We start from the raw sequence: 24,819 nt of genomic DNA, 5'->3' as shown, positions 1-24,819 counted from the left end.
GTATCGACACCGCGGACGCACGGTTGAGAAATCCGTCCCGCCGGGCGACGCACCTCACGCCGGTATGGCCCGGAGAGCCAGCAGCCCTCCGACGCCGGGCACCACGGCGAGCAGCCGGGGCCGCGTCCGGCCCGTCGCCGCCACGGTGGCCCCGATGACCAGCAGGTAGGCGCAGCCGTGCAGGGGGCCGAGCAGCGCGGCGACCCACGGCACGTGAACGGTGGCCAGATTGCCCAGCAACACCAGCAACGAGAAGAACTCGACACCGGCGGCGGCCCGCAGCAGCCTCATCGTCACGCGCCCGTCGTCGAGCCGGGGCGCACGATCATCAGGACGACCACCGTGGCCCAGAGCAGGTTGAAGACGCCGGAGACCATGCCCAGGCGGCCCGCGTCGACGGGGTCCTGCGACCACAGGGCGGCCGCCTGGGCCGGCAGGATCGCGTAGCCGAGCACCGCGGCGGCCAGCACCGTGAGCAGGATCGAGACGAGCAGCCAGGCGTCGGTCAGGACGCCCAGGGACGCCCCGGTGGCCAGCCCGAGCACCGGAACAGCCAGCCCGACCAGCGCGTAGACGCGGCTGATCCGGTGCAGGGTACGCATCTGGTCGAGGTCGGCCCGGCGCACCGCGGCCGGGAACATGCTGGCCGCCACGGTGACCGGGCCGATGGCCACGATCGCCGCGAGAACATGCAGGGAGAGCAGCACTTTTGTCACGGTCACCGACCGTATGGGCGAGCCCGGAGATCCGGAAGTGGCTCGAATGACACAGGTCAACGGATTCTCGCCATACACTGCCGGGCATGCATCGGCTCGCCGTTCTCGCGCTCGACAACGTCGTCGCCTTCGACCTCGCCACCCCGCTCGAGGTCTTCGGCCGGGTGCGCCTGGCCGACGGCTCGCGGCCCTACGACGTACGCGTGTGCGCCCCGCAGCCGGAGGTCAGCGCGCAGGCCTTCACCGTGCGGGCGGAGCACGGCCTCGAGGCGCTCGAGCCGGCCGGCACGATCGTGCTCCCGGGTTGCCACGACGCCACTCAGCCCGTACCGGAAGAGGTTCTGACCGCCCTGCGGGCGGCCGCGAGCCGCGGCGCCCGCATCGCCTCGATCTGCGCCGGCGCCTTCGTCCTGGCCGCCACCGGCCTGCTCGACGGCCGCCGGGCCACCACCCACTGGCTCGGCGCCGCCCAGTTCCGCGCGATGTTCCCGGCGGTCGAGCTCGACCCCGGGGTGCTGTACGTCGACGAGGGGCAGTTCCTCACCTCGGCCGGCGCCGCCGCCGGGCTCGACCTGTGCCTGCACCTGCTGCGCCGCGACCACGGCTCGGCGCTGGCCGCGCAGGCCGCCCGGCTGTCGGTGATGCCGCTGGAGCGCGAGGGCGGCCAGGCCCAGTTCATCGTGCCCCAGCAGCCGCCGGCGCCGCGCGGGTCCGAGCTGGAACCGCTGCTGCGCTGGCTCGACGACAACGCCGCGCACGACCTGACGCTGGAGGCGATCGCCGGCCGGGCCGGCATGAGCACCCGGACGCTGAACCGGCGCTTCCGCGAACAGATCGGCACCACGCCGCTGCAGTGGCTGCACCGGGCCCGCATCCGCCGCGCCCAGCACCTGCTGGAGACGACCGCCCACCCCGTCGACCGGATCGGCTCACAGGTCGGCTTCGGCTCCCCCACGGCCTTCCGCGACCGCTTCAAGCGCGTCGTCGGCACCAGCCCGCACAGCTACCGCCGCAGCTTCCGCCCGGAGCAGTCCTAACCGGCCGTCTCGAGGATGGCCTCGCCGGCGATCTCGATGCGCACGCTCTTGCCGACCAGGAAGCCGCCGCTCTCGAGCAGCACGTTCCACACCAGGCCGAAGTCCTCGCGCTCGAAGTCGGCGGTCGCGCTGAACCCGAAGATGTCACGGTCGTAGGGGTCGCGGCGCGCGCCGCCGTACTCGACGTTGAGGTCGATCGGCCGGGTCACGTCGCGGATCGTGAGCAGGCCGTTCACCACGAACCTGCCGCTGGGCCGGGCCGCCGGCACCGCCGCGGCGTTGGGCCGGCGCGACAGCGGGTTGTTGCGCAGCCGGGCCCACAGGAAGATCTCGTCGTTGTTCTGCTGCCACTGCACACCGGTGCTGCGGAACGTGATCACCGGGTAGCGCTCGACGTCGAGGAAGTCGGGGCCCGACAGGTGCGTGTCGCGATCGGCGTTGTGCGTGGTGAGACTGGTGGTGTCGATGGTGGCCGTCACCGACGAGCGCATCGGGTCCTCCGCCACGACGATCGTCGCGTTGCCGCGGGAGAACTCGCCGCGGACCGGGCTCACCATCATGTGCTGGGCGAGGAATCCGAGCCGCTTGTGCGCATCGTCCAATTTGTACACACCGGTGTCGGGAATGGTCAGGCCGTTCCACTCCCGGATCGGTCGGTCGACCATAACGTCGCTTCACCCCTCGGCCACGTGCCCACAATGCATTCTCCGAATTCAAAGGATCTTAGGCCGAGAAAGGCCGCGGTCGCCGCCCACCCGGCCACTCAGGGTGCGGACCGGCAGCTCAGTGGCCGGGAACACCGTCACGAACGTGCGCTTAAGACCGATTTATACGGCGACCGGAATCACAATTCCCAGGCATTGGTGACGCAGTGTTTCAGTGAATGAAACAAACCCGGCAGGGTGACGATGGCCACCCTTTCCCAGAATGACTTCGAGCTATTTCGATGCCCGCATGATCTCGCCGGTGAGTTCGACCGAGCGCACCCGATCGGTCACGGCCGACGCGTGGTGAGCGGTGATGAGTTCGTCGGCCTTCGCCTCCTCGGCGAACTTCTCCAGATACTCGCGGACCTCGCTGGGCGTGCCGACCGCGGTGTACCGGGTCATGTTGGCCAGGCCCGCCCCGCCCGGGGAAGCCAGGAAGGCGTCGATCTCGGCGTCGGTGAAGTTGGCCCCGCGCGCGCCCCGCGTGATCATCGCCCGGGTGCGGGCCCGGTAGGCCCGGGTTCGCTGCTCTTCCGCGGTCGCGGTGTCGTCGGCCGCGAAGACGTTGACCCCGGCGATCACGTAGGGCTCGGCCAGCTGCTCGGACGGGCTGAACGTCTCGCGGTAGACGGTGACGGCCTGGTGCAGCGCGTCGGGAGCGAAATGCGAGGCGAACGCGTACGGCAGGCCGAGCTGAGCCGCCAGCTGGGCGCCGAACAGCGACGAGCCGAGGATGTAGAGCGGAACCGGCGACTGCGGACGGGGCACCGACTGGACGCCCGGCACCCGGGTGTGACCCGTGAGGTAGCCGTTGAGCTCGAGAACGTCCTGCGGGAACGAGTCGGCCGAGCTGTTGTCGCGGCGCAGCGCGAGCATCGTGTTCTGGTCGGTGCCGGGGGCGCGGCCCAGGCCCAGGTCGATGCGGCCGGGGTAGAGCGTGGCCAGCGTGCCGAACTGCTCGGCGATCACCAGCGGCGAGTGGTTGGGCAGCATGACACCGCCCGAGCCGAGCCGGATGCGCTCGGTGTGGGCGGCCACGTAGCCGATCACCACGCTGGTCGCCGAGGACGCGATGCTGGGCATGTTGTGGTGCTCGGCGTACCAGACGCGCTCGTAGCCCGTACGTTCCGCGGCCCGGGCCAGCGCGACGCTGGCCTCGAAGCTCTCGAGCGGGGTCTGCCCGCTGCTGATCGGGGCGAGGTCGAGAATCGAGAGCGCGGTCACCATGGGACCGAACGTACTCCGCGGTCCTTACACCGGCACTGTGCGCCGGAACACGTCGAGCAGGAACCACTCGTCCTCGTGGTGGACGACCCGCTCCAGCCCGGGCCGGGCCGCCAGCGCCTCGTGCACCTGGAAGCCGTCGTAGTTGCCGCCGGTGGCCCGGTCGCGGAAGTGCACACCGACGATGTCGCCGCCCGGCTCCAGCCGCTGCACCAGGCCGTCCAGGGTGGCGTGCAGGTCAGCCTCGTTGAAGTAGTAGAGCAGGTCGCCCACGACGATCAGGTCGAAGGTGGCGTCGGGCAGCTCGGCCGGCAGGTTGGCCCGCTCCACCCGTACGTTCGCCAAGTCGCGAACCACCTCGCGGGCCTGCTCGACGGCGGAGTCCACCGAGTCGACGGCCAGCACCTCGTCGCAGCGCGGCGCCAGCAGGGCGGTGAGCAGCCCGATCGAGGCGCCCGGCTCGTAACAACGGCGGTAGCGCTCGCGGGGCAGGCTGGCCACCGTCACCGCGTACTTGCGGCGGTCGTGCCATTTCGTCGCCAGGTCCCACGGATCGTCCTTCGCCAGGTAGAGCCCGGTGAAGTAGTCCAGCGAGACGGAGTCGGCCGGGGGTTGCGCGTCGTCGAGAGCTCGTGCCACGCGACGACAACTTACCGGATCGCTTGAGGAACGCCGCGCGCTGCCGATGGGACAGATGACGGTGTCGGGCCGAAAGGAGGGGGCGCGATGCTCTCGCGTGCCCGTCGATGGTGGTGGTGCTGGCTCCTGGCCGTCGCGGCGCCGCTGATCCTCGTGGTCGCGCCGCCGCTGGGAACCACGGGCGAGCTGACCGTCTACGGCCTCACGGGCGCCTGCGCGGTCGCCGCCGTCGTGCTCGGCATCCGCGTGCACCGGCCGGACCGGCGACTGGCCTGGTCGCTGCTCGCAGTCGCGGCCGGGTTCGGCGCGGCCGGGCCGATCACCTGGGCCGTCGCGCCGGGCGTGATCCTGGTTCCGGGGGCCGGCATCACGCTCTTCGACGCGTTGTTCATGGCCTCGTATCCGGCCCTGATCGCCGGGCTCGCGCTGCTGGCCGGCCGGTCCGGCGCCTCCCGCTGGGCCGGGCTCACCGAGACCGGTGTCGTGCTGTGCACCGGCGCCGTCCTGGCCTGGGTCTTCCTGTACGACCCGTACGTCCTCGACAACCCGGCGACGCACCCCAACCCGGTCGTCATCGCCTACCCCTTCCTCGACGCGCTGGTCACCGGGCTGGCGGTGCGGCTGATCGTCGTCCAGGCCCGCCTGACCCACCCGCACCTCATCGTGCTCGCCGCGGCCCTGCTGATGGCCGCCTCCGACGTCCGCTACTTCCTGCAGGTCACCCGGGGCGAGTCCCTCGACGGCGCGATGAACCTGAGCGTGGGCGCCTACATCGGGGCGTACGTGCTGATCGGGGCGGCTGCCCTGCACCCCGGCGCGGCCCGCCTGGAACCGGCCCCCGGCGCCCGGGTGAGCGCCCGGCGCTCGCTGACGCTGCACGTGGCCCTGGTGATCGTCAGCCCCCTGGCCATGGCGCACTCCCTGTTCACCGACCGCGACCCGCACGACCTGGGACCGCACGACCTGAGCGTGCCGCTCACCCTGACCGCGATCGGCGCCGTGCTGCTGGTGGTCCGGATGGCTCTGGCCATCCGGCTGGCCGAGCACCAGGCGGCGTCGCTGGGCCGCTCGCTGTCCGAGCAGGCCGAGCTGCAGGAGTCGATGCGGCGTATGGCGCTGCACGACAGCCTCACCGGACTGCCCAACCGTCACCTGTTCGACGAGCGCCTCACCCTCGTCTGTCAGGCCGGTCAGCGCCGGGGCGCGCTGCTGATGCTCGACCTGGACGGCTTCAAGGACGTCAACGACCGGCTCGGCCACCCGATCGGCGACCAGCTGCTGGTCGAGGCGGCCGAACGGCTGGGCCGGCTGCTCGGCCCCGGTGAGACCCTGGCCCGTCCCGGCGGCGACGAGTTCGTGATGCTGCTGCCGGCCGCGGGCATCGCCGAGGTGAAGGCCCGGGCCGACGCCGTGCTGGCCACGCTGCGCCGCCCGGTCGAGGTCAGCGGCCACACGCTGCACGTCACGGCCAGCATCGGCATCCGTCGTCTGGCGCCTCCGGCCGGCCCCGACGAGCTGCTCAGCGACGCCGACCTGGCGCTCTACGCGGCCAAGGCGGCCGGTAAGGACCGCCAGGAGCTCTTCGACCCTCGTCTGCGGCACGAGCAGGCCGAGCGGATCCGCATCGTCGAGCGGCTCCGCGCGGCCCTCGACGCGGGCGAGTTCGCGGTGCACTACCAGCCGATCGTCGCGCTGCGATCGGGCGCCTCGGTGGGCTTCGAGGCCCTCGTGCGCTGGACGCCGCCCGGGCAGCCGCCGGTGGGACCGGACAAGTTCATCCCGGCCGCCGAGGACAGCGGTCTGATCGTCGCCCTGGGCGAGTGGGTGTTGCGGCAGGCCTGCGCCGAGGCGGCTCCCTGGCACCGCCGGCACGGCACGACCATCGCGGTGAACGTGTCGCCCCGGCAGCTGGCCGAACCGTACTTCGCCGACCAGGTGCGCCAGGCCCTGACCGACAGCGGCCTGCCGGCGAACGCTCTGACGATCGAGATCACCGAGGGCGTGCTGGTGCGTTCGGGGGCGCACACCGAACTGGTCCTGACCCACCTGAGCGAGCTGCGCGCCGACGGCGTCCGGGTGGCGATCGACGACTTCGGCACCGGGTACTCGTCGCTGGCCTACCTGCGCGACCTCCCGATCGACATTCTGAAGATCGACAAGTCGTTCATGCCGGTCGACCCGGCCGACGCCCAGCAGGCCGCGCTGGTGCGCGCGGTCGTCGACCTGGCCCGCAGCCTGGGGCTGACCACCGTGGCCGAGGGCGTCGAGACGGCTCACCACGCCGAACTGCTGCGCACCCTGGGCTGCGACCGCGGCCAGGGCTGGCTCTTCGGCCGTCCGGGGCCGCCCGCCGCCGCGTCCATCCGCCTGTCCGCCGAGAGCACGGTGACGATCAGCTAGCGCCGGGCCAGGGCCTCGGCCGCGAGATGCATCAGCTGCTCCACAGCCTCGGCCGGGTCGGGGTCGGGCTCGGGCAGCGACGACGAGAACAGGCAGCGTTCGAGCAACAGCTCGACCAGGGCGGCGCGGTCGACGACCTCGGCGGTGGTGATCGCCCCGGGCAGGATGCGGACCTCGACCGTGTCACGCACCGGGCGCTCGGCGAACAGCTGCGTCAGGTTGACGTCGAAGAACTTGGTGAGCCCGCCCTCCTTGGCCGCGGCGCGCAGCTCGTCCCACCCGGGCCGGCCGGTGGTGGCGGCCACCAGCGGCCCGGGCAGCGGGGCGAGGCGGCGGCAGGCCGGATTGGTCTGCAGCAGCGCCCGCAACGGCTCGCGCCAGCCGGCGAACAGGCGCACCACGTTGGCCAGGGCGGTCGGCCCCCGGAACGGGCCGCCGTCGAAGTGCAGGTGGACGGCGGCCTCGCGGGGAACCGTGAAGCCGAGCTCCCGGGCCGGGCCGAGCAGCTCCTCGAGTGCCTCGTCGTGACCGGCGGCGATCGGCGGCGTCACGATCTCGCACGGCCGCTCGCGCTCGGAGCCGGCCGGGGCGGCCAGCGCGATCGTGCCCCCGTCGGGATCGTCGAGCCGGAAGACGTCGCCGATCTGCGACGGCTTGGCGCCCCACAGGGAGGCGGCCGTGTCGAGCACCGTGTCGAGCGGTCCGGCCGGGTCGCACTGCTCGGCGAGCAGGCTCAGCAGCCGGGGCTCGTCGCTGAGCACCCGGAACCAGCCCGGCCGGGCCGGCGTGCGCGGATCGAGGCCGTCGAGCAGGGTGATGTCGTCGACCAGGGCGCACAGCGGGCTTCCGTCCGGCCGGTCGACCGCGAAGCCCAGCGTGAGGTTGAGGAACTTGCCCAGGCCGGGCACCAGCGACGGCTCACTGTCGCGGTGCCAGACCGGGCGGACCCGGCCGCCGCAGCGGGCGGCCAGGTCGTCGGCGAGGCTGCGCCGGCTGGCGCCGCGGGGCGCCATCAGCTCGATCTCGAAGCCGATACGCCGGCGCAACCGTGCCGTCACGGCTGGATCGGAAGGGTCTGACCGGCCAGCAGGCGCTTGCCGCCCTCGACCTTGGCCGACCAGGCGTCCTTCAGGTTCCACACCTTGGCCAGCTTGACCGCGTCCTCGACGTCGTAGCCGGTGTCGAAGAACTTGCTGACCCGCTTGGCGGTGAGCGCCTCCTTCACGCCCTCGGCCGTCGGCTTGACCGGCAGTTCCTGGCCGGCCAGCAGGCGCTTGCCCGCCTCGAGCTTGGCGTCGGACGGGTCGGCGATCTTCCAGATCTTGGCCAGCTTCTCGGCCTCGGTATAGGTGTAGCCGGCGTTGAAGAACGCGGTGAACCGCGCGTCGTCGATCGGCCTGGTCGTCTCTTCCCCGACCGGGGCATCGGGCTGCGGCTTGATCGGCAGCGTCTCGCCGAGCAGCAGGCGGCGGCCGGCCTCGGCCTTGACCGCGATTCGGTCGTCGTCGCTCATCTTCCAGATCTTGGCCAGGCGGCCGGCGTCGTCGTAGCCGAAGCCGGCGTCGTAGTAGGCCTCGAACTGCGCGTCGCGCTGCTTCTCGGGGTCGGCGCTCGGGCTGGCGGGCGCCGCGGCCGGCACACCGGCGGCGGTGTTGCCCGCCGCGTTGTTGGCCGGCAGGAACGCGGGCAGGTTGATGGCCCCGGCGATCAGGCCGGCGCCGAGCACGCCACCGGCGGCGATCTGTGCGCCCCGCCGGCGCCGCTTGTACTTCTGGGAAAGCTCTTGGACGCGGGCGTAGACCGCGGAGGGGTCAGGGGTGTTGTGCTCGTGGCTCTCGAAGGCCTCGCGCAATTGATCGCGGTCGGTCACGACTTCTCCTCGGCGGGAATGCGTTCCATGAGCTCCGGTGAGAGCCGGAGCGTTTTCAGAGCCCTCGAGGCGTGGCTGCGCACCGTTGCCTGGGAACACCCCAGCAGGTCGGCGATCTGGTCGTCGTCCAGCTGCTCGTAGTAGCGCAGCACCAGGACGGCCCGCTGTTTGCGCCCGAGAGTGGCCAGGCGCCGCCAGAGGATGTCGGCCATGACGACACCCTCGGCGTGATCGCGCACGCCGCCGCGGGCGTCATCCAGCTCGACCAGCCGTTCACCGACCGAGTGCACGTGGCGGACCGCCCAGCTGCGCCGCCACGACAGGTACTCGTTGAGCACCATGCGCCGCACGTACGCCTCGGGCGATTCCGCCTCGCTGATCCGCCGCCATCGGACTTGCGCCCGGGCCAGGACCTCCTGAACGACGTCCTGGGCCAGCTCGCGGTCGCCGGTGAGGACGACCGCGTAGCGCAGGAGACTCGGAAGCCGGGCCATCGCAAACTGCTCGAAGGTCACAATCACTACGACGCCCCCCGTGCCGAGTCTGTGCAGTCGTGCCGGAATTAATTTTCCCGGCCGGTCAGCGGTCCGGCGCATCGACGGGCGCCATCACCCGCAGCGCGTTGGCGGCCAGGCCGATCCGCATCGGCGTGCTGCCGGCGGGCTCGCCGTCGACCTCGACGCGGGCCGGGCGGTCGGTCTCGAGCCACAGCTCGTCGACCGCCAGGAACGGTTCTTCCCGCAGCGTGCGCGAGGGGCCCCGGGCCGCGTTGCGGGCAGTCTCGACGAGCAGCTCACGCCGCGAGGGGCCGCCGACCGTGTACGCCACCAGGAGCCGGTCGTCGGCGTCGGCGTCGCCCGCGATGGGGCGCCCGGCGTGGTGGCCGCCGTTGGCGACGTACACCTGGTGGCTCCGGAAGTCGTGGCTGCGGCCGGCCGTCCGTACGGTGATGCGCAGTGGCTCGTGCCTGGCGAGCAGCCCCAGCGCGGTGAGCGGGTAGGCGTAGCGGCCGAGCAGGCGCTTGAGCGGCCGCGGCGCCTTGAGCATCACCTCGGCCGACAGCCCCACCCCGACGTGGTTGGTGAACGGCTCGTCGCCCGCCAGCCCGAGGTCGAGGTCGATCACCTTGCCCTTCACCAGCACCTCGACCGCCTCGCCGAGGTCGAGCGGGGTGTGGGCGGTGCGCGCGAAGTTGTTCGTGGTGCCCAGGGGAAGCAGCCCGAGCGCGGCGTCCTGGTGGGCCAGCAGCCGGGCCGCGGTGCTGATCGTGCCGTCGCCGCCGCCCGCGATCAGCAGGTCGGGCTGCTTGGCCAGGCCCTCGGCGAGGATGTGGGGCAACTGCCGGGGCCGGTCGACCGCGCACGCGCCCAGCAGCGTGAACCCGGCCTCGATCAGGCGGTCGCGGGCGGCCTCGTAGAGCAGCCGCCCGCGGCGCGAGTGAGTGTTGACCACCAGCACCGCACGCTTGTTGTCGCGGATGTCCTCGGTCAACTGCTCCTTCGTGCGCATCGCGTCGACTTTATCGGGTCAGGACGCTGGTTCCCTTTATCGGGTCAGAACGCTGGTCCCCGCCTCGACGGTCCACGACGAGCTCGTGGTGACCGGTGTCTCGCGGACGTCGATGGTGTCGACGGTGCGCACGTCGGTGTGCCAGGCGCCCCCGGTGACCAGGCAGCGCAGGTAGCCGCGCCGGGAGCCGTCGAAGTAGCGCACGTGCGGGTTGAGCGTCGGGTTGACCTGCTTGAGCGGCGCGTCGAAGGCGATCGGGAAGTCGGAGCTGACCGAGGTCGCGGTGAACTCGACGGCGACCGGCTTCAGCTCGGGCCGGTCGAAGTCGGTGCGCAGCTCGGAGAACCAGGTCGAGTGGATGTCGCCGGCCAGGATCACCGGGTTCTCGACCCGCTTGTCGGCCAGGTAGTTGAGGAAGCGGGTGCGCTGCGGCGCGTAGCCGTCCCACTGGTCGAGGTTGGCGACGATCGGCGGCACCGGGGCGCCGGTCGGGTTCGGGAACTTGATCCGGCTCATCATCACCTGCTGGGCGACGACGTTCCAGCGGGCCGGCGAGTGGTCGAGCCCGGCCTTCAGCCAGCTTTCCTGGTGCTCGCCGGTGAGCGTGCCGGTGTTCGTCTCGCCGGCCGCGGCCAGGCCGAAGTCGCCGGGGAAGCCGCCGGGCTGATCGCTGCGGTACTGGCGGGTGTCGAGCACGTTGAGGCGCAGCAGCCGGCCGAAGTCGAACCGGCGGAAGATGCGCAGGTCGGCCCGGCCCGGGCGCGGGTCGGCCCGGATCGGCATGTGCTCGTAGTAAGCCTGGTAGGCGGCGGCGCGCTGGCGGGTGAACTGGGCGAGCGTCTGCCGTTTGGCGCCGGTGTCGTCGATCTCGTCGATCAGGCCGGCGTAATTGTTCTCGGTCTCGTGGTCGTCCCAGGTGACGATCCACGGGAACGCGGCGTGGGCGGCCTGCAGCGCCGGGTCGGTCTTGTACTGCGCGTGGCGGGCCCGGTAGTCGTCGAGCGTCACCAGCTGGTCGATCCCGGGAGTGGCCGGCGTGGTGTGACGGCGGTCGGCGAAGCGGCTGTCCGGGTCGTACTCGTAGATGTAGTCGCCCAGATGCACGACCACGTCGAGATCCTCGGCGGCCAGCCCCCAGTAGGCCGGCCAGTAGCCGTTCTGGAAGTCCTGGCAGTTCACGACGCCGAAGCGCAGCGTCCCGGCGGGACCGGCGGTCTTCGTCCGGCCGGTCGGGCTGATCCGGCCGAGCGCGCGGAACCGGTAGAAGTACTCGTGGCCGTCGTCGAGGCCGCGGGCGTCGACGTGCACCGAGTGGGCGAGCTCGGGCCGGGCGACCGTTCGGCCGTCCCGGACGATCCGGCGGAACCGCTCGTCCCGGGCGACCTGCCACTCCACCTCGACCGGGCGGCGCAGGCCGTCCCGGATCAACCGCGTCCAGAGAATGACCGAATGGGGTAGCGGGTCGCCGCTGGCCACGCCGAGCGGGAAGAGGCTGCCGCCCCCGTGGGCCTCGGCGGCCTCTCCGTAAGCTTGCTCGGCGGGCGGCAGGGCCGCGACCCCGGCCGCCACGGCGGCGCCGGACAGTAGCTGACGGCGGGTGGGCATCGGCGCCTCCTCAGCGGACGTTCATCGACCGTCACCCTTGCGGCGGCTCATGGCAAGGGGGCGACGGCGTGGCGACACCCGGGTGACGCGAAGATGACTGTCGATCGATCACGGCGGCCGACGCGCGGACTATTTACGGCGTCGCCGAGGGCTCTTCGGCCGGCGGGATCTGGCCCACCGGTGCGGCCGGCGTACCAGGCAGCTACGCATTGGCGGCACGACGGGCCGTGTACTCGCCCGAACGGCGCGACGGGTACTGGATGAGGTTGTCGGGGGCTTCCTCGCGCGGGGTCTCCCAGCCGCGGCGGGGCTCGGCCGGCTCCTCGTACGAGCGCACCCGGAACTGACGGCCGTAGTCCATCATGCCGTCGATGAGACGGTCGACGTCGCGCGCGGGACGCACCACGAGGCGCATGAACTGGCTGGTCATGCCCAGCTTGTTGCCGCACTCGCGGGTGTAGACGCCGTGGTTGGCCACCAGGTAGTCGCGCAGCGCCGTGCCGGACCACTCGGTGGGCAGCTTGACCAGGATGAAGTTGCCCTGCGAGGGGAAGACGGTCAGCCCCGGGATACGGGCCAGCTCGCCCGCCATGGCCCGGCGGTCGCGGCTGAGCAGGCGCAGACTGTCCTCGTAGTCGTCCTCGTGCTCCTGGATCATGAAGACGACCTTCTCGGCCAGCGAGTTGAGGTTCCACTTGGGCAGCGCCTTGCCGATCTTGCCGGCGATGGCCGGGTTCGCCATCAGGTAGCCGAAGCGGATGCCGTGCAGGCCGAAATTCTTGCCGAGGCTCTTGAGCACGATCGCGTTGGACCGGATGACCGCGTCCGGGCCGACCGACGGGTACTGCTCCAGGTCGGAGAAGTCGATGAACGACTCGTCGATGATGACCAGGTCGAGGTCGCCGAGCATGTCCATGAAGCGGATGACGTCGCGGCGGGGCAGGTAGCAGCCGTCGGGGTTGTTCACGTTGCACACCACGGCGACGCGCGAGCCACGGTCGCGGATGAACCGCACGTAGTCGTCGAGGTTGAGCCGGAAGCCGTCCCGTTCCTGGAGCGGGAACATGTCGACCCGCTTGCCCGTCTCGAGCGGCTGGTCGGTCCAGCGGCCGAACGTCGGGATCGGGATGGCCACGCTCTCCTTGATGAGCAGGTGGTCGATCCAGGTGATCAGCTCGGTCGAGCCGTTGGCCATGGCGACGGTCTGCGGGTGCAGGCCGAGCACGCTGCACAGCTTCTTGGTGATGCTGGACGAGTCGCTCGGGTAGTACTTCAGGATGTTCTTCAGGTCGCGGCTGAGCTCGTCGAACATCTCCGGCGTCGGGAAGTACGGGTTGCAGGGGATACAAAAGTCCACGATCTCGACGCCCTCGCCCGCGCTGCGGGAAAGGTCGAAGTAGGACGCGCTGTGCGCGCCCTTGTGCAGGATCGAGGTGTCGATTCCGGTCCCCGCCATCGAGACTCCTTAACTCCACCGGTGTGCGCGCCACTCCGCCGGGACGCGCGACAGAAGGTACGAAGGTGGTCGATGAAGGGTTCAGGATTCTCCAAGGAATCAACGTTTCCGCAGGTGACTGCCGGTTGCATGACCTTAAGTGGCGCTTAACCCAGGCCCTTGATCAAGTGAAACGCTTCCCATTTTCAGTGACTCAGATCACTGTCAGGGGAACTCCCAGCGTGTCGGCGGTACACGTTGGACCGGCCGCCGGGCCGCCGGAAAAATGTCGGACCCCGGCCGTAAATTCGGGCCCATGACCAACAGCATGCGGTTGCTGGCGGAAGGTGACGCCGACCCGGCGACCGTCCTCCGCGCCCAGAGCGAGGTGGAGGCGCGCATCCGTGCCATCTGCTTCAAGACCGGCCCCCCGGCGCTGATCGGCGCCGAACTGGAATGGACGGTGCACAGCATCGCGGCGCCCGAGGCGCCGCTGGCCGTCGAGACGCTGCGGCAGGCGCTCGGCCGGCACACCCCAGCCACCCTCGGCTCGTCCCACCCGCCGCATCCCCTGCCCGCCGGCGGCACGATCAGCATCGAGCCCGGCGGCCAGGTCGAGATCTCGTCCGCCCCCTTCCCCACCCTGAGCGCGCTGCACGCGGCGGTCTCCGCCGACCTGGCTCATCTCACCGTCCTTCTCGAGGCGTCCGGCCTGGTCCTCGGCTCGCACGGCATCGACCCCCACCGCGCTCCCCGCCGCCTCGTGCGCACCCCGCGCTACGACGCCATGGAGCAGGCGTTCGACGAGCGTGGCGGCGACGGCCGCGTGATGATGTGCAGCACGGCCGGTCTCCAGGTCTGCCTCGACGCCGGCACCGATCTGCCGCTGCGCTGGGCGGCCGTGTCCGCCCTCGGCCCGCCGCTGCTGGCCGCGTTCGGCAACTCCCGTTTCCACGCCGGTCGCGACACCGGGCTCTCCTCGGCGCGCATGGCCGCCTGGTGGGCCATGGATCCCCGGCTCACCCACCCCGTGGGCGTCTCGGCCGACCCGGCGGAAGACTGGGTGCGTTACGCGCTCGCGGCCCCGCTCACCTGTGTCCGGCGGGACGGCGACCGCTGGGACGCCCCGCCCGGCGCCACCCTGCGCGACTGGATCCGGGGCGCGCTCCCGCTGCCGCTCACCGCGGCCGACGTCGACTACCACCTGAGCACGCTGTTCCCACCCGTGCGCCCGCGCGGCTACCTCGAGGTGCGCTACCTCGACGCCCAGGCCGGCGACGACTGGTTCGCCCCGGTCGCCGTGCTCGCCACCCTGCTGGCCGATCCGGCCACCACCAGCGCCGCGCTCGACCTGGCCCTGCCCACGGCCGACCGCTGGGTTTCGGCCTGGCGGTCCGGGCTCGGCGATCCCGCGCTGCGCCGCACCGCCCACGCCGTCCTCGAGCTCGCGCAACGTCGCGGCTCGTTCGACCGCGGCGTCACCGAGACGATCGAACGGAAGCTGCGATGACGACAGAGACCGAGCGGCTGCGCGACCGCGTCGCCGCCGAACTGCTCCGCGCCCGCGACCGCACAGTCCGGCTCACCGAGGCGGTCGACGAGGGCGACCTCGTCGCCCAGCACTCGCCGCTGATGTCGCCCCTGGTATGGGACCTCGCCCACGTCGGCAACCAGGAAGAGCTCTGGCTCGTGCGCGACGTCGGCGGGCGCGAGCCGGTGCGCCGCGACATCGACGAGCTGTACGACGCGTTCAAGCACGCCCGCCGCGACCGCCGTGCCCTGCCGCTGCTGAACGCGGCCGAGGCCCGCCGCTACGTGGCCCAGGTGCGCGACAAGGCGCTCGACGTGCTCGACCACGCACGCCTCGACCAGGGCCGCCGCCTGGTCGCCGACGGCTTCGCGTTCGGCATGATCGTGCAACACGAGCAGCAGCACGACGAGACCATGCTCGCCACCCACCAGTTGCGCGCCGGCCCGCCGGTCCTTTCCGCCGCCGCACCCCCTTCGCCGTCGTCCGTGGTCACGGGCGAGGCGTTCGTGCCCGGCGGGCCGTTCACGATGGGGACGTCCACCGAGGCATGGGCACTCGACAACGAGCGTCCCGCGCATCAGGTCCTCGTGCCGGGCTTCCACATCGACCGCGCCGCGGTGACCAACGCCGCCTATGCCGCGTTCATCGACGCCGGGGGCTACGACGACCCGCGCTGGTGGAGCACACCGGGCTGGAATCACCGGCAGGAGGCCGGGCTGGTGGCGCCCGCCCACTGGCAGCGCGACGGGCGGGGCTGGGCGGCCACCACGTTCGGCCGCACCGAACCGATCGTGCCCGACGAGCCGGTGGTCCACGTCGGCTTCCACGAGGCGTCGGCGTACGCGGCCTGGGCCGGCAAGAGGCTGCCGACCGAGGCCGAGTGGGAAAAGGCCGCCCGCTGGGATCCGGCGACCGGGCGCTCCCGCCGCTATCCCTGGGGTGACGAGTCTCCGTCGCCGCACCACGCCAACCTCGGCCAGCAGCATCTGCGGCCCGCCGCTGCGGGTGCGTTCCCGGCCGGGGCGTCGCCGCTCGGGGTGCATCAGCTGATCGGCGACGTGTGGGAATGGACGTCGAGCGACTTTCACGGCTATCCCGGCTTCGCCGCGTTCCCCTACCGCGAATACTCCGAGGTGTTCTTCGGCCCCGACTACAAGGTGCTGCGTGGCGGCTCGTTCGGCACCGACCGGTCAGCCGTGCGGGGCACGTTCCGCAACTGGGACTATCCGATCCGGCGGCAGATCTTCACCGGCTTCCGCTGCGCGCGGGACGCCTGATGTGCCGTCACCTGGCCTACGTGGGCCCGCCGATACCGTTGTCCCGCCTACTCTTCGAGCCGCCGCACTCGCTGTCGCACCAGTCGTGGGCGCCCCGCGACATGCGCGGCGGCGGCACGATCAACGCGGACGGCTTCGGCGTCGGCTGGCACACGGCCGACGGCCCGGTGCGTTACCGCCGGGCCGGCCCGCTGTGGAGCGACCCTGATCTGCCGGCGCTGGCCCGCTCCGTCCGCTCGGGCGGGGCGCTGGCCGCCGTCCGCAGCGCCACCGTGGGCATGCCGGTGACCCCGTTCGCGGCCGCGCCGTTCAACGAGGGCCCCTGGTTCTTCAGCCACAACGGCGTCGTGGCGGGTTGGCCTGCCTCGGTCGAGAAGGCGGCCGCCGCTCTACCGCTGAACGACCTGCTGACGCTCGACGCACCCACCGACTCGGCGCTGTTATGGGCGCTGGTCCGCGACCAGCTGCGGCGCGGCTCGGGCTTGTTCGAGGCGGTGGCCGGCACCGTGGCTTCGGTCGCCGCGTCGGCCCCCGGCTCCCGGCTCAACCTGCTGCTCACCGACGGCACGACGGTCGTGGCCAGCACGGTGGGTCACGCCCTGTCCGTCCTCGCCGACGAGCATTCGGTGCTGGTCAGCTCCGAGCCGCTCGACGCCGACCCGTCCTGGCGCCCCGTCCCCGACGGCACAATCCTGGTCGCCGAACCCGGAAGTCTCAAACAGATCCCCCTCAGCGATAGCCAGCCTGCCCGGGCGGTTCACGCCGGGCCCACCACACCCGGAGCAGCATGACCGTCCCTCTCGAAGTCCATCTCGACGCCGGCGACCAGGAGCGTGCGCTGCGCGCCGACGTGGTCGCCGGCCTCACCGCGACTCCCAAGTGGCTGCCGCCGAAATGGTTCTACGACGCGCGCGGCAGCGAACTGTTCGAGCAGATCACCGAACTGCCCGAGTACTACCCGACCCGGGCCGAGCGGGCGATCCTCACCGAGCGGGCCGCGCAGATCGCCCGGCTCACCGGCGCCCGCACGCTGATCGAGCTCGGCTCGGGCTATTCCACCAAGACGCGCCTGCTGCTCGAGGCGCTGCACCCCGCTCTGTTCGTGCCGATGGACGTCTCCCCCACCGCGCTCGAGGCGGCCGCCGACCAGATAGCCACGGACTTCCCCGCACTGCCCGTGCGGGGCATCGTCGGCGACATCACGCGGCACCTCAACTCTCTGCCCGACGCCTCCGACCGCCTGATCGCCTTCCTGGGCGGCACGATCGGCAACTTCGAACCGGCCGACCGTGCGCGCCTCCTGGCCGACGTGCGCCGGGTGCTCCGCCCCGGCGAGCATCTGCTGCTCGGCACCGACCTGGTGAAGAGCCCGCGAGCGCTGGTGCCGGCCTACGATGACGCGGCCGGCGTCACGGCCGAGTTCAACAAGAACGTGCTCCGCGTCCTCAACCACCACCTGCAGGCCGATTTCGACATCGACGGCTTCGCCCACGTCGCCCTCTGGAACGCCGACCACGAGTGGATCGAGATGCGCCTGCGTGCCCGCTGGCCCATGCGCGTCACGATCCCCGCGGTCGACCTGGTGGTCGAACTGGCCGCCGGCGAAGAGATCCGCACCGAGATCTCGGCCAAGTTCCGCCGCGAGGGCGTCGACAAGGAGCTGACCGAGGCCGGCTTCGCCCTCGACCAGTGGTGGACCGACCCCGAGGCCCGCTTCGCCCTCTCCCTGGCCCACGCCACGCCCTGACCCAACCAGCCCAGCCGCAACCAGCCCGGCTCCGGCCCGGCCCAGCTCCGAACGGCGCGATCGGCACGGCTCGGACCGTGCCGGCACGGCTCGGACCGTGCCGGCGCGGCTCGGTGCCCGCCCGGGCGCTGCCGACCGAAGCGGCCTTGGGGGCGCTCCGAGACAGCGACCTGGCGGGGTCGCCGCCTCGGAGCGGGTCGGGGTGCGGTGGACGTGTGCGGTGGGAACGGAGCGTGGACCGGTTCGGGCTACGGGAGGTAGCGGACCAGGGCGAAGGCGTCGCCACCCTGGACTCCGGCGCTGCCGCCGATCAGGAGGCGGCCGTCGGGCTGAATCTTCAGGACGTTGCCGCGGTCGTAGCCGCCCAGGTCGGTGGTCACCCTGCCGCGGATGCCGAAGGCCGGGTCGAGGCTGCCGTCGGAGCGGTACTGGACCAAGGCGATGTCGCCGCCGATCGAGCCGGTGGCCGTGATGCGGCCGTTGGGGCGGAGCACCGGGGACGTGGTGGGGCCCGCGACGTAAGTGAAGCCGTCGCGGCCCAGCGAACGGTCCGGCTTGCCGTTGGGCAGGTAGCGCAGCATGCCGTCGCGGCGGATGTCGTCCTTCTGGGTCCAGACGGTCTGCAGAATCCGGCCGTCCCGTCCGACGGCCAGGCCGGCCGAGCCGTCGATGGCCTGGGGGCCGGTCAGGTCGCGGATCACCCGGCCGCCGGCGCCGAACGAGGGGTCGAGCCGGCCGCGGGGCGTGAAGCGGGCCACCAGCACGTCGGCGGTGGGTTCGGGCAGCGTACTCCAGTAGCTGCTGGCGCCGGCCACGACGATGTCGCCGCCGGGAGCGAGGGCGATGGTGGTGACCGACTCGAACTCGTTCGGACCCAGGTCGACGCGCACCACGCCACCGGCGCCGAACGTGGGGTCGGCGGCGCCGCTGCGCAGCAGGCGCAGCAGGACGGGCGGGGCGCTGCCGTCGTTGGTCGCGGCGCTCACGCCCAGCAGAATCTTGCCGTCGGGCTGCTGCACCAGGCCCGCGGGCCGGGTGCCGTAGACGGCGTCGCCGAGCGCCGGGAAGAGCCGGCCGTCGGCGCCGAACGAGGGGTCGATGCTGCCGTCGGCGAGGTACCGAACAAGCGCCAGCTGCGAGGACCCGGCCCACGAGACCGTCCCCGCCACCAGGATGCGGCCGCCCGGCTGTAGCGTCACCGCGATCGGGTCGTCCCAGTACGAGTCGGGGTCGACATCGGTGACGACCACCCCGGACGTGCCGAACGAGTCGTCGAGCGCGCCGTTCGGCAGGCGCCGCTCGATCAGGAAGTAACCCTCGTTGCCGTTGCCGACCGCGATGATTTTGCCGTCGGGCTGCAGGGCGACGTCACGCACGTAGTCACCGCCGCCGTAGTCGGCCGTGACCCAGCCGCCCGAGCCGAACAACGGGTCGAGCACCGGCCCGCGGGCCGCGGCTCCGGCCGGCGCCGCCAGGGCCCCGGCGATCAGCACTCCGGTCAGCAAACTCCGCACGAGCATGGCGACCACCTCCCGTCCGACTGGTCCACCGTGGACCAGTCGGGGTCACGCCGTAGTCTCACCCGCTCAGCGGTCCTCGTGCCCGCCCGTCCCCACGATCCGCCAACAACGTCATTGCATCCATACCGCCGGCAGCACGGCCGACATTGATGCCGCGCGCAGGGTGAGGTAGCAAGGGACGCGTCGGCGTGTGTGGTGAGCGGCGGCCCGGCGGCGGGCTAACCTGCCGTCGGTGCCTCGAACCGCGTGACCGGAGGAGTCGATGGTGATGACGCCCGGGCGACCGACGCCCACGCAGGACGACGTGCTCGGCTACTTCGGCGCGCTGTCGAACTGGGGACGGTGGGGCGACGACGACGAGCTCGGAACCCTGAACCACATCACCGACGACGTCCGGCTGGCGGCGGCGCGGGCCGTGCGCCACGGTCGCAGCGTTTCATGCGCGTGGGAGCTTGCGGCACCCGACGACATGGAGCGGTCGACGACGACGTGCCCGTGCGCCGCCGACATGCCGGGCGCCGAGAGCATGCCGCCCGCCTTCCACGCCGACCGGCACTGGGGCTTCTCCTCGGAACGCCTGGGCATCACGTTCCACGGCAACACCCTCACCCACCTCGACTCGCCCTGCCACATCTTCTGGGACGGCCGGATGTACAACGGCCGGTCCCACGAGCTGGTCGGGGCCACGACAGGATCGGCGTGGGGCGCCGTCACGGCCGCGGCGAACGGAATCGTCACGCGCGGCGTGCTGCTGGACATCGCACGGGTTCGCGACGTTCCGTGGCTGGAGCCGGGCCAGGGCGTGTTTCCCGACGACCTGGACGAGGCCGAACGTCGCCAGGGTGTCCAGGTGCGCCCCGGCGACGCGGTGCTGCTGCGGACCGGTCACGCCCGCGCCCGCCACGAGTCCCGTGTCACCGCCGGTTTCACCCAGCCCGGCTGGCACGCGTCCTGCCTGCCGTGGCTGCACGAGCGCGGCGTCGCACTGATCGGCGCGGACTCTCCCCAGGAGGTCCAGCCGTCCGGTTACGGCGACGTGCTGATGCCGGTCCACGCCGTGAGCCTGGTCGCGATGGGCCTGTGGCTGCTGGACAACTGCGACCTGGAAGCCTGCGCGGCGACCGCCGCCGAGCTCGAGCAGTGGGACTTCCAGCTCGCGCTGGCCCCGCTACGCCTGGCCGGCACCTCCGGCAGCCCCGTCAATCCGATCGCGACGTTCTGACCGGGAACTCGCTCAGTCCTCGAGCGCGGCGAGAATCCGCTTCTGATCGTCGTCGAGCCGCGTCCCGGGAACATTCGGATCGACCCGGGCGAAGTCGAAATCGGCCATCTCCCAGGCCGGGAACACGTGAACGTGCGCGTGCGGCACCTCGAAGCCCGCGATGACCAACCCCACCCGCGGGGCCTCGTACGCCTTCTTCAACGCGGCCCCGACCCGATGACTCACCGCCATGACGTGGCCCAGCAACTCGGGCGACAGCTGGGTCCAGTCGTCGATCTCGTCGCGGGGCACGACCAGCGTGTGCCCGGCCGTCAGCGGGGCGATGGTGAGGAACGCGGCCACCCGGTCGTCGGTCCAGATCATCCGGCCCGGGATGTCGCCGTTGATGATCTGCGTGAAGATGGTCGCCATCGTCTGCCTTTCCGCTGAGCTGGCCCCCCACCTTAAGGCGTGCGGACTGGCAGAGTGTGGATGTGGACCTCGATTCGGGCGCCGGCCTGCTGCACGTGCTGACTTCGTACTCCCCCGGGCGCGAGTGGGAGGTCCCGCCGGATGACCCCCGGGTGCGGCAGGATCTGAAGTCGAACGATCCCGAGACGCTTCCGCCTCAGGTCAAGCGGTACCCGGACGAGCTGCCCACCCTGCCTCTGCCCCGGGATCTGCCGGATCCCGGGGTGCCGGCGGCCGCCGTACTGTCGGGAATGGTCTCGCCGCCGCAGCCGCTCGATGCCGCCCAGTTGGGTCGCGTGCTCTTCCTCGGCGCCGGTGTGGTCCGCACGTCCGACCGCAACGGGCAGTCCTGGCTCTTCCGTGCTTCCGGCTCGGCCGGGGCGCGTTTCCCGCTGGAGGTGTACGCGGTGACGCGCGGGGTGGCCGGGGTCGAGGACGGCGTTCACTGGTACGACCCGGTGGCGCACTCCCTGGTGCGGCTCGGGCCGGCGGCGCGCGGCGACGCGACCACCCTGGTGGTCACCGGCGTTCCGTGGCGGACGGGGTGGCGCTACCGAGAACGCGGTTTCCGGCACCTGTACTGGGACGCGGGCACCCTGTTGTCCCAGCTCGAGGCGGCGGCTGCGTCGGCCGGGCTCGATCCGCGCCTGCGCACCGGCTTCCCCGACGACGCGGTCCGCGATCTGGTCGGCGCCGACGGCGTGCACGAGTTCCCCTTGGCGTTGCTGACGTTCGGGGCGGGCGCTCCCGCGGTCGAGGCGACGGGGGCGGCTGCGGCCGGTGAGCTGCCGCCGGTCGAGTTCCCGCTGGTGACGGCGGCGCAGCGGGCCGGCGACGGCACGGTTCTGGGTGGCCCGTGGCCGATCGGTGACGAGGTGGCGGCGCCCGGGACGGTCGAGACGGTTGACGCCGTGGTCCGCCGGCGCGGGTCGCAGCGGCGCATGGACCGGTCGCAGTCGCTGCCCCGGGAGGCTCTGGACTGGCCGATGGCGGCCGCTCTGCGGGGCATCGACGTGCCGCACTGGGTGGCCGTGCACGCCGTGGACGGCGTCGAGCCGGGCATCTACCGCTGGCCGGATCTGGGCGACCCGATCGCGACGGGTGACCTGCGCTCGGAGTTGGAGCGGGTGTCGCTCGGCCAGTCGCTGTCGGCCGAAGCGGCGTACGTGGTGATCGCGGCCGTGCGCGCCGGGAGCCTGGACGACCGCGGCTACCGCGCCGCGCAGCTCGCGGCGGGGCTGGTCGAGGGGCGGCTGCACCTGGCCGCGTACGCCGTGGGAGCGAGCGCGACCGGCATGACGTTCCTGGATTCCGAGGTGCCCGCGCTGCTGCACGAGCCCGGCGATCTGGTCACGCTGCTGTTCACGTGTGTGGGCGTGCCCGAGTACGAGGCGCGGCCCGGTGGCCGGCCGGGTGCGCCGGTCGACGTGCGCGCGGTCATGCCGCGAATGGTGGACTGACTTCCTGCCACACGGCCCAGCGGGTCTGCGGGCCGACCTGCTGGGCGCGGCGCATGGCCTGCCGGGCCCGGTCGACGAGTTCGTCGCGGGTCAGCTCGCCCGGGGCCGAGACGGCGACGCCGATGGCCGCGGCCAGGGGCACCAGCCGGCCATCGGCGATGACCGGGCTCAACGCCGAGGCGATGCCGCCGGCCACGTCGTACGCCTGCTCGGGAAAGGCCAGATCCGGCAGCAGCACCGCGAACTCGTCGGCGCCGAGCCGGCACACCTGGCCCGACGGCGGGACGCAGCTGCTCAGGATCCGCTGGAACTGCGAGGGCACGGGCTGCACCACGTCGATCATCACGACGGCGGTGTAATGGCGGCCGGACAGGGCACGCGTCGCGGCACGGCGGAAACGCCACTTCCGGATGTCCATGGTCCCCCTCACGACTGCGCCGATCCCGGTCTGCGCACCATCGGGTGCGGCGGAGCCCACTTGAGGGATCGGCCGGTCCCGAAACCTGGTCGTGGGCAACGGCGAAAGAGCGTAGTAACGCGGGATGACCGCGGATTTCAGCGCCCGGTACGTGCGGTGGATCTGGTGCCGGGCCGTGCTGCATCGCGGGTGGTGGCTGGTCACCAGCGTCTATCTGGTGGTCGACGCGCACCTGACCGCCTCGCAGCTGGTGTTGATCGGGGTCGCCCAGGCCCTGGTGGGGCTCGTGCTGGAGATCCCGGCCGGGGTGCTGGCCGACACCGTCAGCCGCAAATGGTCGCTGGTCGTCTCGCACCTGCTGATGGGGACGGCCATGCTCGCCACCGGGATGGCCGGCGACTTCCCGGCGCTGGTGGCCACGCAGATGCTGTGGGGCCTGTCGTGGGCGGTCGCCGGCGGCGCCGACGTGGCCTGGATCAGCGACGAGCTCGGCGACCCGGCCCGGGTCCCGGTGGTGCTCCTCCGGGCCGAGCGGGCTCAGCTCACCGGCACGGTCGCCGGTCTGGCCGCACTGGGCGGCCTGGCGTGGATCATCGGCCGCGGCCCGGCGATGATCCTGGCCGGGGCGGCCATGCTGGTCCTGGGTCTCGGGGTCGCCGCCGGTTTTCCCGAACGGCAGTTCGTAGCCGTGCCTGCCCGGCGGTGGCGGGCGGCCTGGTCGATCCTGGGCGGCGGGGTTCGGCTGGTGCTCGGCAGCCGGGTGCTGATCGCCGTTTTCGCCGCGACCCTGCTGGTCAACGGTGTGGCCGGCGCCTTCGGACGGATCTATCCCCTGCGGCTGGCCGAGCTCGCGCCCGGGCTCGATCCGGTTCTCTGGTTCACCGGGCTGGGGGTCGTCACCTGCCTCGCCGGTTCGGAGGCGCTGCGCCACATCGGCGAGCTCAGCACCATCGGCCGCAAGTACGCGGCCTCCTGCGCGATCGCCACGGCCGGCGTCCTGGGTCTGGCGTTCGCGCCCGACGCGATCACCGGCAGCCTGGCCGTGCTGGTCGCCGCGGGGGCGCTTCCGCTCGCCCGCAGCCTCGGCATGATCTGGGTCAACGGCCGGGCCGCCCCTGACGTACGGGCCACGGTCCACTCGCTGCTGGCCCAGGTCGACTACGTGGGGACGATCGGCTGCGGGCTGGCCGTGGCAGTCGTCGCGGACGGGGCCGGATTCCGGGCAGCGCTGACGATGTGTGCCGCGCTGCCGGTGGTGGCCGTCGTCCTGGTCCGGCGCTCCGCAAGCGGTTGGCAAGCGAACCGCAAGCGGCGTCGCTGATGCTCGTCGCGACTGGAGGAGGGACGAGAAGCATGTTCGACGTCGGCGAGCTGGGCACGATCCTCGGCATCTGGGCGCATCCGGACGACGAGGCGTATCTGTCGGGCGGGATCATGGCGATGGCGGCCGCCCGGGGACAGCGGGTGGTGTGCGTGACGGCCACGTGTGGGGAGCTGGCCGGCTCGGCGGCCGAGCGCCGGCGGGAACTCGACCGCTGCCTGGGGGTTCTGGGGGTGCGCGAGCATCACTGGCTCGACTACCCGGACGGCGGCTGCGCGGGGGTGCCGGTGGCGGAGGCGGTCGGCAAGCTCGCGGCGCTGATCGGCGAGGTGCGGCCGGACACCGTGCTGACCTTCGGGCCGGACGGCAACACCGGTCACACGGATCACCGTACGGTCGCGGTCTGGGCCGCCGACGCGTTCGACCAGGCCGCTCCGGCGGGTGCGCGGCTGCTGCAGAGTGTGGTCGGCGAGCGCTGGGCCCGGCGCTGGGCGCCCCTGAACGACGGGCTGAACGTTTTCTACCCGGGCTACCCGGTGGTGGTTCCGGACGGCGACCTCGCGATCGACCTGGTGCTCGACCCGAACACGACCGAGCTCAAGGTGCGGGCCCTGGCCGCCCAGCGGAGCCAGACGGCGGCGCTGATCGGTGCGATGGGCCGCGAACGGTACGCCGAGTGGGTCGCGGACGAGGCCTTCGTCGAGCGCGGGCGGGGACCGCGTTAAATAGTT

The 24,819-nt window shown here is 72.1% G+C and carries 24 protein-coding genes; 10 read left to right on the top strand and 14 right to left on the bottom strand.

The features are described from left to right. Positions 1–54: 54 nt before the first annotated feature. Both LXN57_RS14025 and LXN57_RS14020 read right to left on the bottom strand, forming a co-directional pair. Positions 55–291, bottom strand: a complete 237-nt coding sequence (locus LXN57_RS14025; RefSeq protein ID WP_251798548.1) for a DUF3817 domain-containing protein — start codon at positions 289–291, stop codon at positions 55–57. Positions 292–293: 2 nt separating this feature from the next. After that, positions 294–716, bottom strand: coding sequence for a hypothetical protein (locus tag LXN57_RS14020; protein ID WP_251798522.1), 423 nt, complete (start codon positions 714–716; stop codon positions 294–296). Between the two features lie 86 nt (positions 717–802). Between LXN57_RS14020 and LXN57_RS14015 the strand changes: the two genes are divergently transcribed. After that, positions 803–1,753, top strand: coding sequence for a GlxA family transcriptional regulator (locus LXN57_RS14015; RefSeq protein ID WP_251798521.1), 951 nt, complete (start codon positions 803–805; stop codon positions 1,751–1,753). Here LXN57_RS14015 and LXN57_RS14010 read toward each other — a convergent pair. The 3 genes from LXN57_RS14010 to LXN57_RS14000 form a co-directional block, all read right to left on the bottom strand. Beyond that, entirely contained in the window at positions 1,750–2,418 is a 669-nt protein-coding gene (locus LXN57_RS14010) for a YceI family protein (RefSeq protein ID WP_251798520.1), read from the bottom strand. The two genes, LXN57_RS14015 and LXN57_RS14010, sit on opposite strands and share 4 nt — an antisense overlap. Positions 2,419–2,691: 273 nt before the next feature. Beyond that, positions 2,692–3,687, bottom strand: a complete 996-nt coding sequence (locus tag LXN57_RS14005) for an LLM class flavin-dependent oxidoreductase (protein ID WP_251798518.1) — start codon at positions 3,685–3,687, stop codon at positions 2,692–2,694. A gap of 24 nt (positions 3,688–3,711) precedes the next feature. Beyond that, a complete protein-coding gene (locus LXN57_RS14000; protein WP_251798517.1) occupies positions 3,712–4,323 on the bottom strand; it encodes a class I SAM-dependent methyltransferase in 612 nt (203 codons plus the stop codon). An 87-nt stretch (positions 4,324–4,410) separates the two neighbouring features. On the opposite strand from LXN57_RS14000, the gene LXN57_RS13995 reads away from it, so the two are divergent. After that, positions 4,411–6,723, top strand: coding sequence for a putative bifunctional diguanylate cyclase/phosphodiesterase (locus LXN57_RS13995; protein ID WP_251798516.1), 2,313 nt, complete (start codon positions 4,411–4,413; stop codon positions 6,721–6,723). On the opposite strand, the gene LXN57_RS13990 is transcribed toward LXN57_RS13995, so the two are convergent. The 6 genes from LXN57_RS13990 to LXN57_RS13965 form a co-directional block, all read right to left on the bottom strand. Continuing rightward, the gene (locus LXN57_RS13990) at positions 6,720–7,781 is read right to left on the bottom strand and encodes an amidoligase family protein (protein ID WP_251798515.1); all 1,062 of its coding nucleotides are present in this window, start codon (positions 7,779–7,781) and stop codon (positions 6,720–6,722) included. The two genes, LXN57_RS13995 and LXN57_RS13990, sit on opposite strands and share 4 nt — an antisense overlap. Next, positions 7,778–8,593: a hypothetical protein gene (locus LXN57_RS13985; RefSeq protein ID WP_251798514.1), complete on the bottom strand. Its 816-nt coding sequence runs from the start codon at positions 8,591–8,593 to the stop codon at positions 7,778–7,780. The genes LXN57_RS13990 and LXN57_RS13985 overlap by 4 nt, the downstream gene beginning before the upstream one ends. Next, positions 8,590–9,087: a SigE family RNA polymerase sigma factor gene (locus LXN57_RS13980; RefSeq protein WP_221374735.1), complete on the bottom strand. Its 498-nt coding sequence runs from the start codon at positions 9,085–9,087 to the stop codon at positions 8,590–8,592. Before LXN57_RS13980 ends, LXN57_RS13985 begins: the two co-directional genes overlap by 4 nt. An 85-nt stretch (positions 9,088–9,172) precedes the next feature. Next, positions 9,173–10,102, bottom strand: coding sequence for a diacylglycerol/lipid kinase family protein (locus LXN57_RS13975; RefSeq protein WP_251798512.1), 930 nt, complete (start codon positions 10,100–10,102; stop codon positions 9,173–9,175). Between the two features lie 36 nt (positions 10,103–10,138). Further along, a complete protein-coding gene (locus LXN57_RS13970) occupies positions 10,139–11,707 on the bottom strand; it encodes an alkaline phosphatase D family protein (protein WP_251798511.1) in 1,569 nt (522 codons plus the stop codon). Between the two features lie 202 nt (positions 11,708–11,909). After that, positions 11,910–13,163: a pyridoxal phosphate-dependent aminotransferase gene (locus LXN57_RS13965; protein WP_251798510.1), complete on the bottom strand. Its 1,254-nt coding sequence runs from the start codon at positions 13,161–13,163 to the stop codon at positions 11,910–11,912. 295 nt (positions 13,164–13,458) lie between these two features. Between LXN57_RS13965 and LXN57_RS13960 the strand changes: the two genes are divergently transcribed. The 4 genes from LXN57_RS13960 to egtD are packed head-to-tail and all read left to right on the top strand — an operon-like array spanning position 13,459 to position 17,697. After that, a complete protein-coding gene (locus tag LXN57_RS13960) occupies positions 13,459–14,652 on the top strand; it encodes a glutamate-cysteine ligase family protein (RefSeq protein ID WP_251798509.1) in 1,194 nt (397 codons plus the stop codon). Further along, entirely contained in the window at positions 14,649–15,950 is a 1,302-nt protein-coding gene (egtB, locus tag LXN57_RS13955; RefSeq protein ID WP_251798508.1) for an ergothioneine biosynthesis protein EgtB, read from the top strand. The genes LXN57_RS13960 and egtB overlap by 4 nt, the downstream gene beginning before the upstream one ends. Continuing rightward, complete coding sequence (egtC, locus tag LXN57_RS13950) at positions 15,950–16,741, top strand: ergothioneine biosynthesis protein EgtC (RefSeq protein WP_251798507.1); 792 nt, start codon at positions 15,950–15,952, stop codon at positions 16,739–16,741. Before egtB ends, egtC begins: the two co-directional genes overlap by 1 nt. After that, on the top strand, positions 16,738–17,697 hold the full coding sequence (gene egtD / locus LXN57_RS13945; protein ID WP_251798506.1) for an L-histidine N(alpha)-methyltransferase: 960 nt from the start codon (positions 16,738–16,740) through the stop codon (positions 17,695–17,697). Before egtC ends, egtD begins: the two co-directional genes overlap by 4 nt. Before the next feature lie 248 nt (positions 17,698–17,945). Here egtD and LXN57_RS13940 read toward each other — a convergent pair whose 3' ends face one another. Beyond that, positions 17,946–19,217: a hypothetical protein gene (locus LXN57_RS13940; RefSeq protein WP_251798505.1), complete on the bottom strand. Its 1,272-nt coding sequence runs from the start codon at positions 19,215–19,217 to the stop codon at positions 17,946–17,948. Between the two features lie 268 nt (positions 19,218–19,485). On the opposite strand from LXN57_RS13940, the gene LXN57_RS13935 reads away from it, so the two are divergent. After that, complete coding sequence (locus LXN57_RS13935) at positions 19,486–20,439, top strand: cyclase family protein (RefSeq protein ID WP_251798504.1); 954 nt, start codon at positions 19,486–19,488, stop codon at positions 20,437–20,439. A 12-nt stretch (positions 20,440–20,451) separates the two neighbouring features. Here the strand turns inward: LXN57_RS13935 and LXN57_RS13930 are convergent, their stop codons facing one another. Next, the gene (locus LXN57_RS13930; RefSeq protein ID WP_251798503.1) at positions 20,452–20,850 is read right to left on the bottom strand and encodes an HIT family protein; all 399 of its coding nucleotides are present in this window, start codon (positions 20,848–20,850) and stop codon (positions 20,452–20,454) included. 62 nt (positions 20,851–20,912) lie between these two features. Here LXN57_RS13930 and LXN57_RS13925 point away from each other — a divergent pair, with 62 nt between their 5' ends. Further along, the gene (locus tag LXN57_RS13925; protein WP_251798502.1) at positions 20,913–22,349 is read left to right on the top strand and encodes a nitroreductase family protein; all 1,437 of its coding nucleotides are present in this window, start codon (positions 20,913–20,915) and stop codon (positions 22,347–22,349) included. Here LXN57_RS13925 and LXN57_RS13920 read toward each other — a convergent pair. Continuing rightward, positions 22,327–22,767 carry a GGDEF domain-containing protein gene (locus tag LXN57_RS13920; RefSeq protein ID WP_251798501.1) on the bottom strand — a complete coding sequence of 147 codons (441 nt, stop codon included), beginning with the start codon at positions 22,765–22,767 and terminating at the stop codon, positions 22,327–22,329. The two genes, LXN57_RS13925 and LXN57_RS13920, sit on opposite strands and share 23 nt — an antisense overlap. 124 nt (positions 22,768–22,891) lie before the next feature. Here LXN57_RS13920 and LXN57_RS13915 point away from each other — a divergent pair, with 124 nt between their 5' ends. Then, positions 22,892–24,088 (top strand): MFS transporter, encoded by a 1,197-nt coding sequence (locus LXN57_RS13915; protein WP_251798549.1) that lies wholly within the window; start codon positions 22,892–22,894, stop codon positions 24,086–24,088. A 32-nt stretch (positions 24,089–24,120) separates the two neighbouring features. Further along, positions 24,121–24,813 (top strand): PIG-L deacetylase family protein, encoded by a 693-nt coding sequence (locus LXN57_RS13910; RefSeq protein ID WP_251798547.1) that lies wholly within the window; start codon positions 24,121–24,123, stop codon positions 24,811–24,813. Positions 24,814–24,819 lie beyond the last annotated feature (6 nt).

Source organism: Paractinoplanes hotanensis (assembly GCF_023717965.1).
Lineage (GTDB): Bacteria > Actinomycetota > Actinomycetes > Mycobacteriales > Micromonosporaceae > Actinoplanes > Actinoplanes polyasparticus.
Note: the sequence above shows the minus strand (reverse complement) of the source record. Positions and strands in the feature narration are given on the sequence as shown.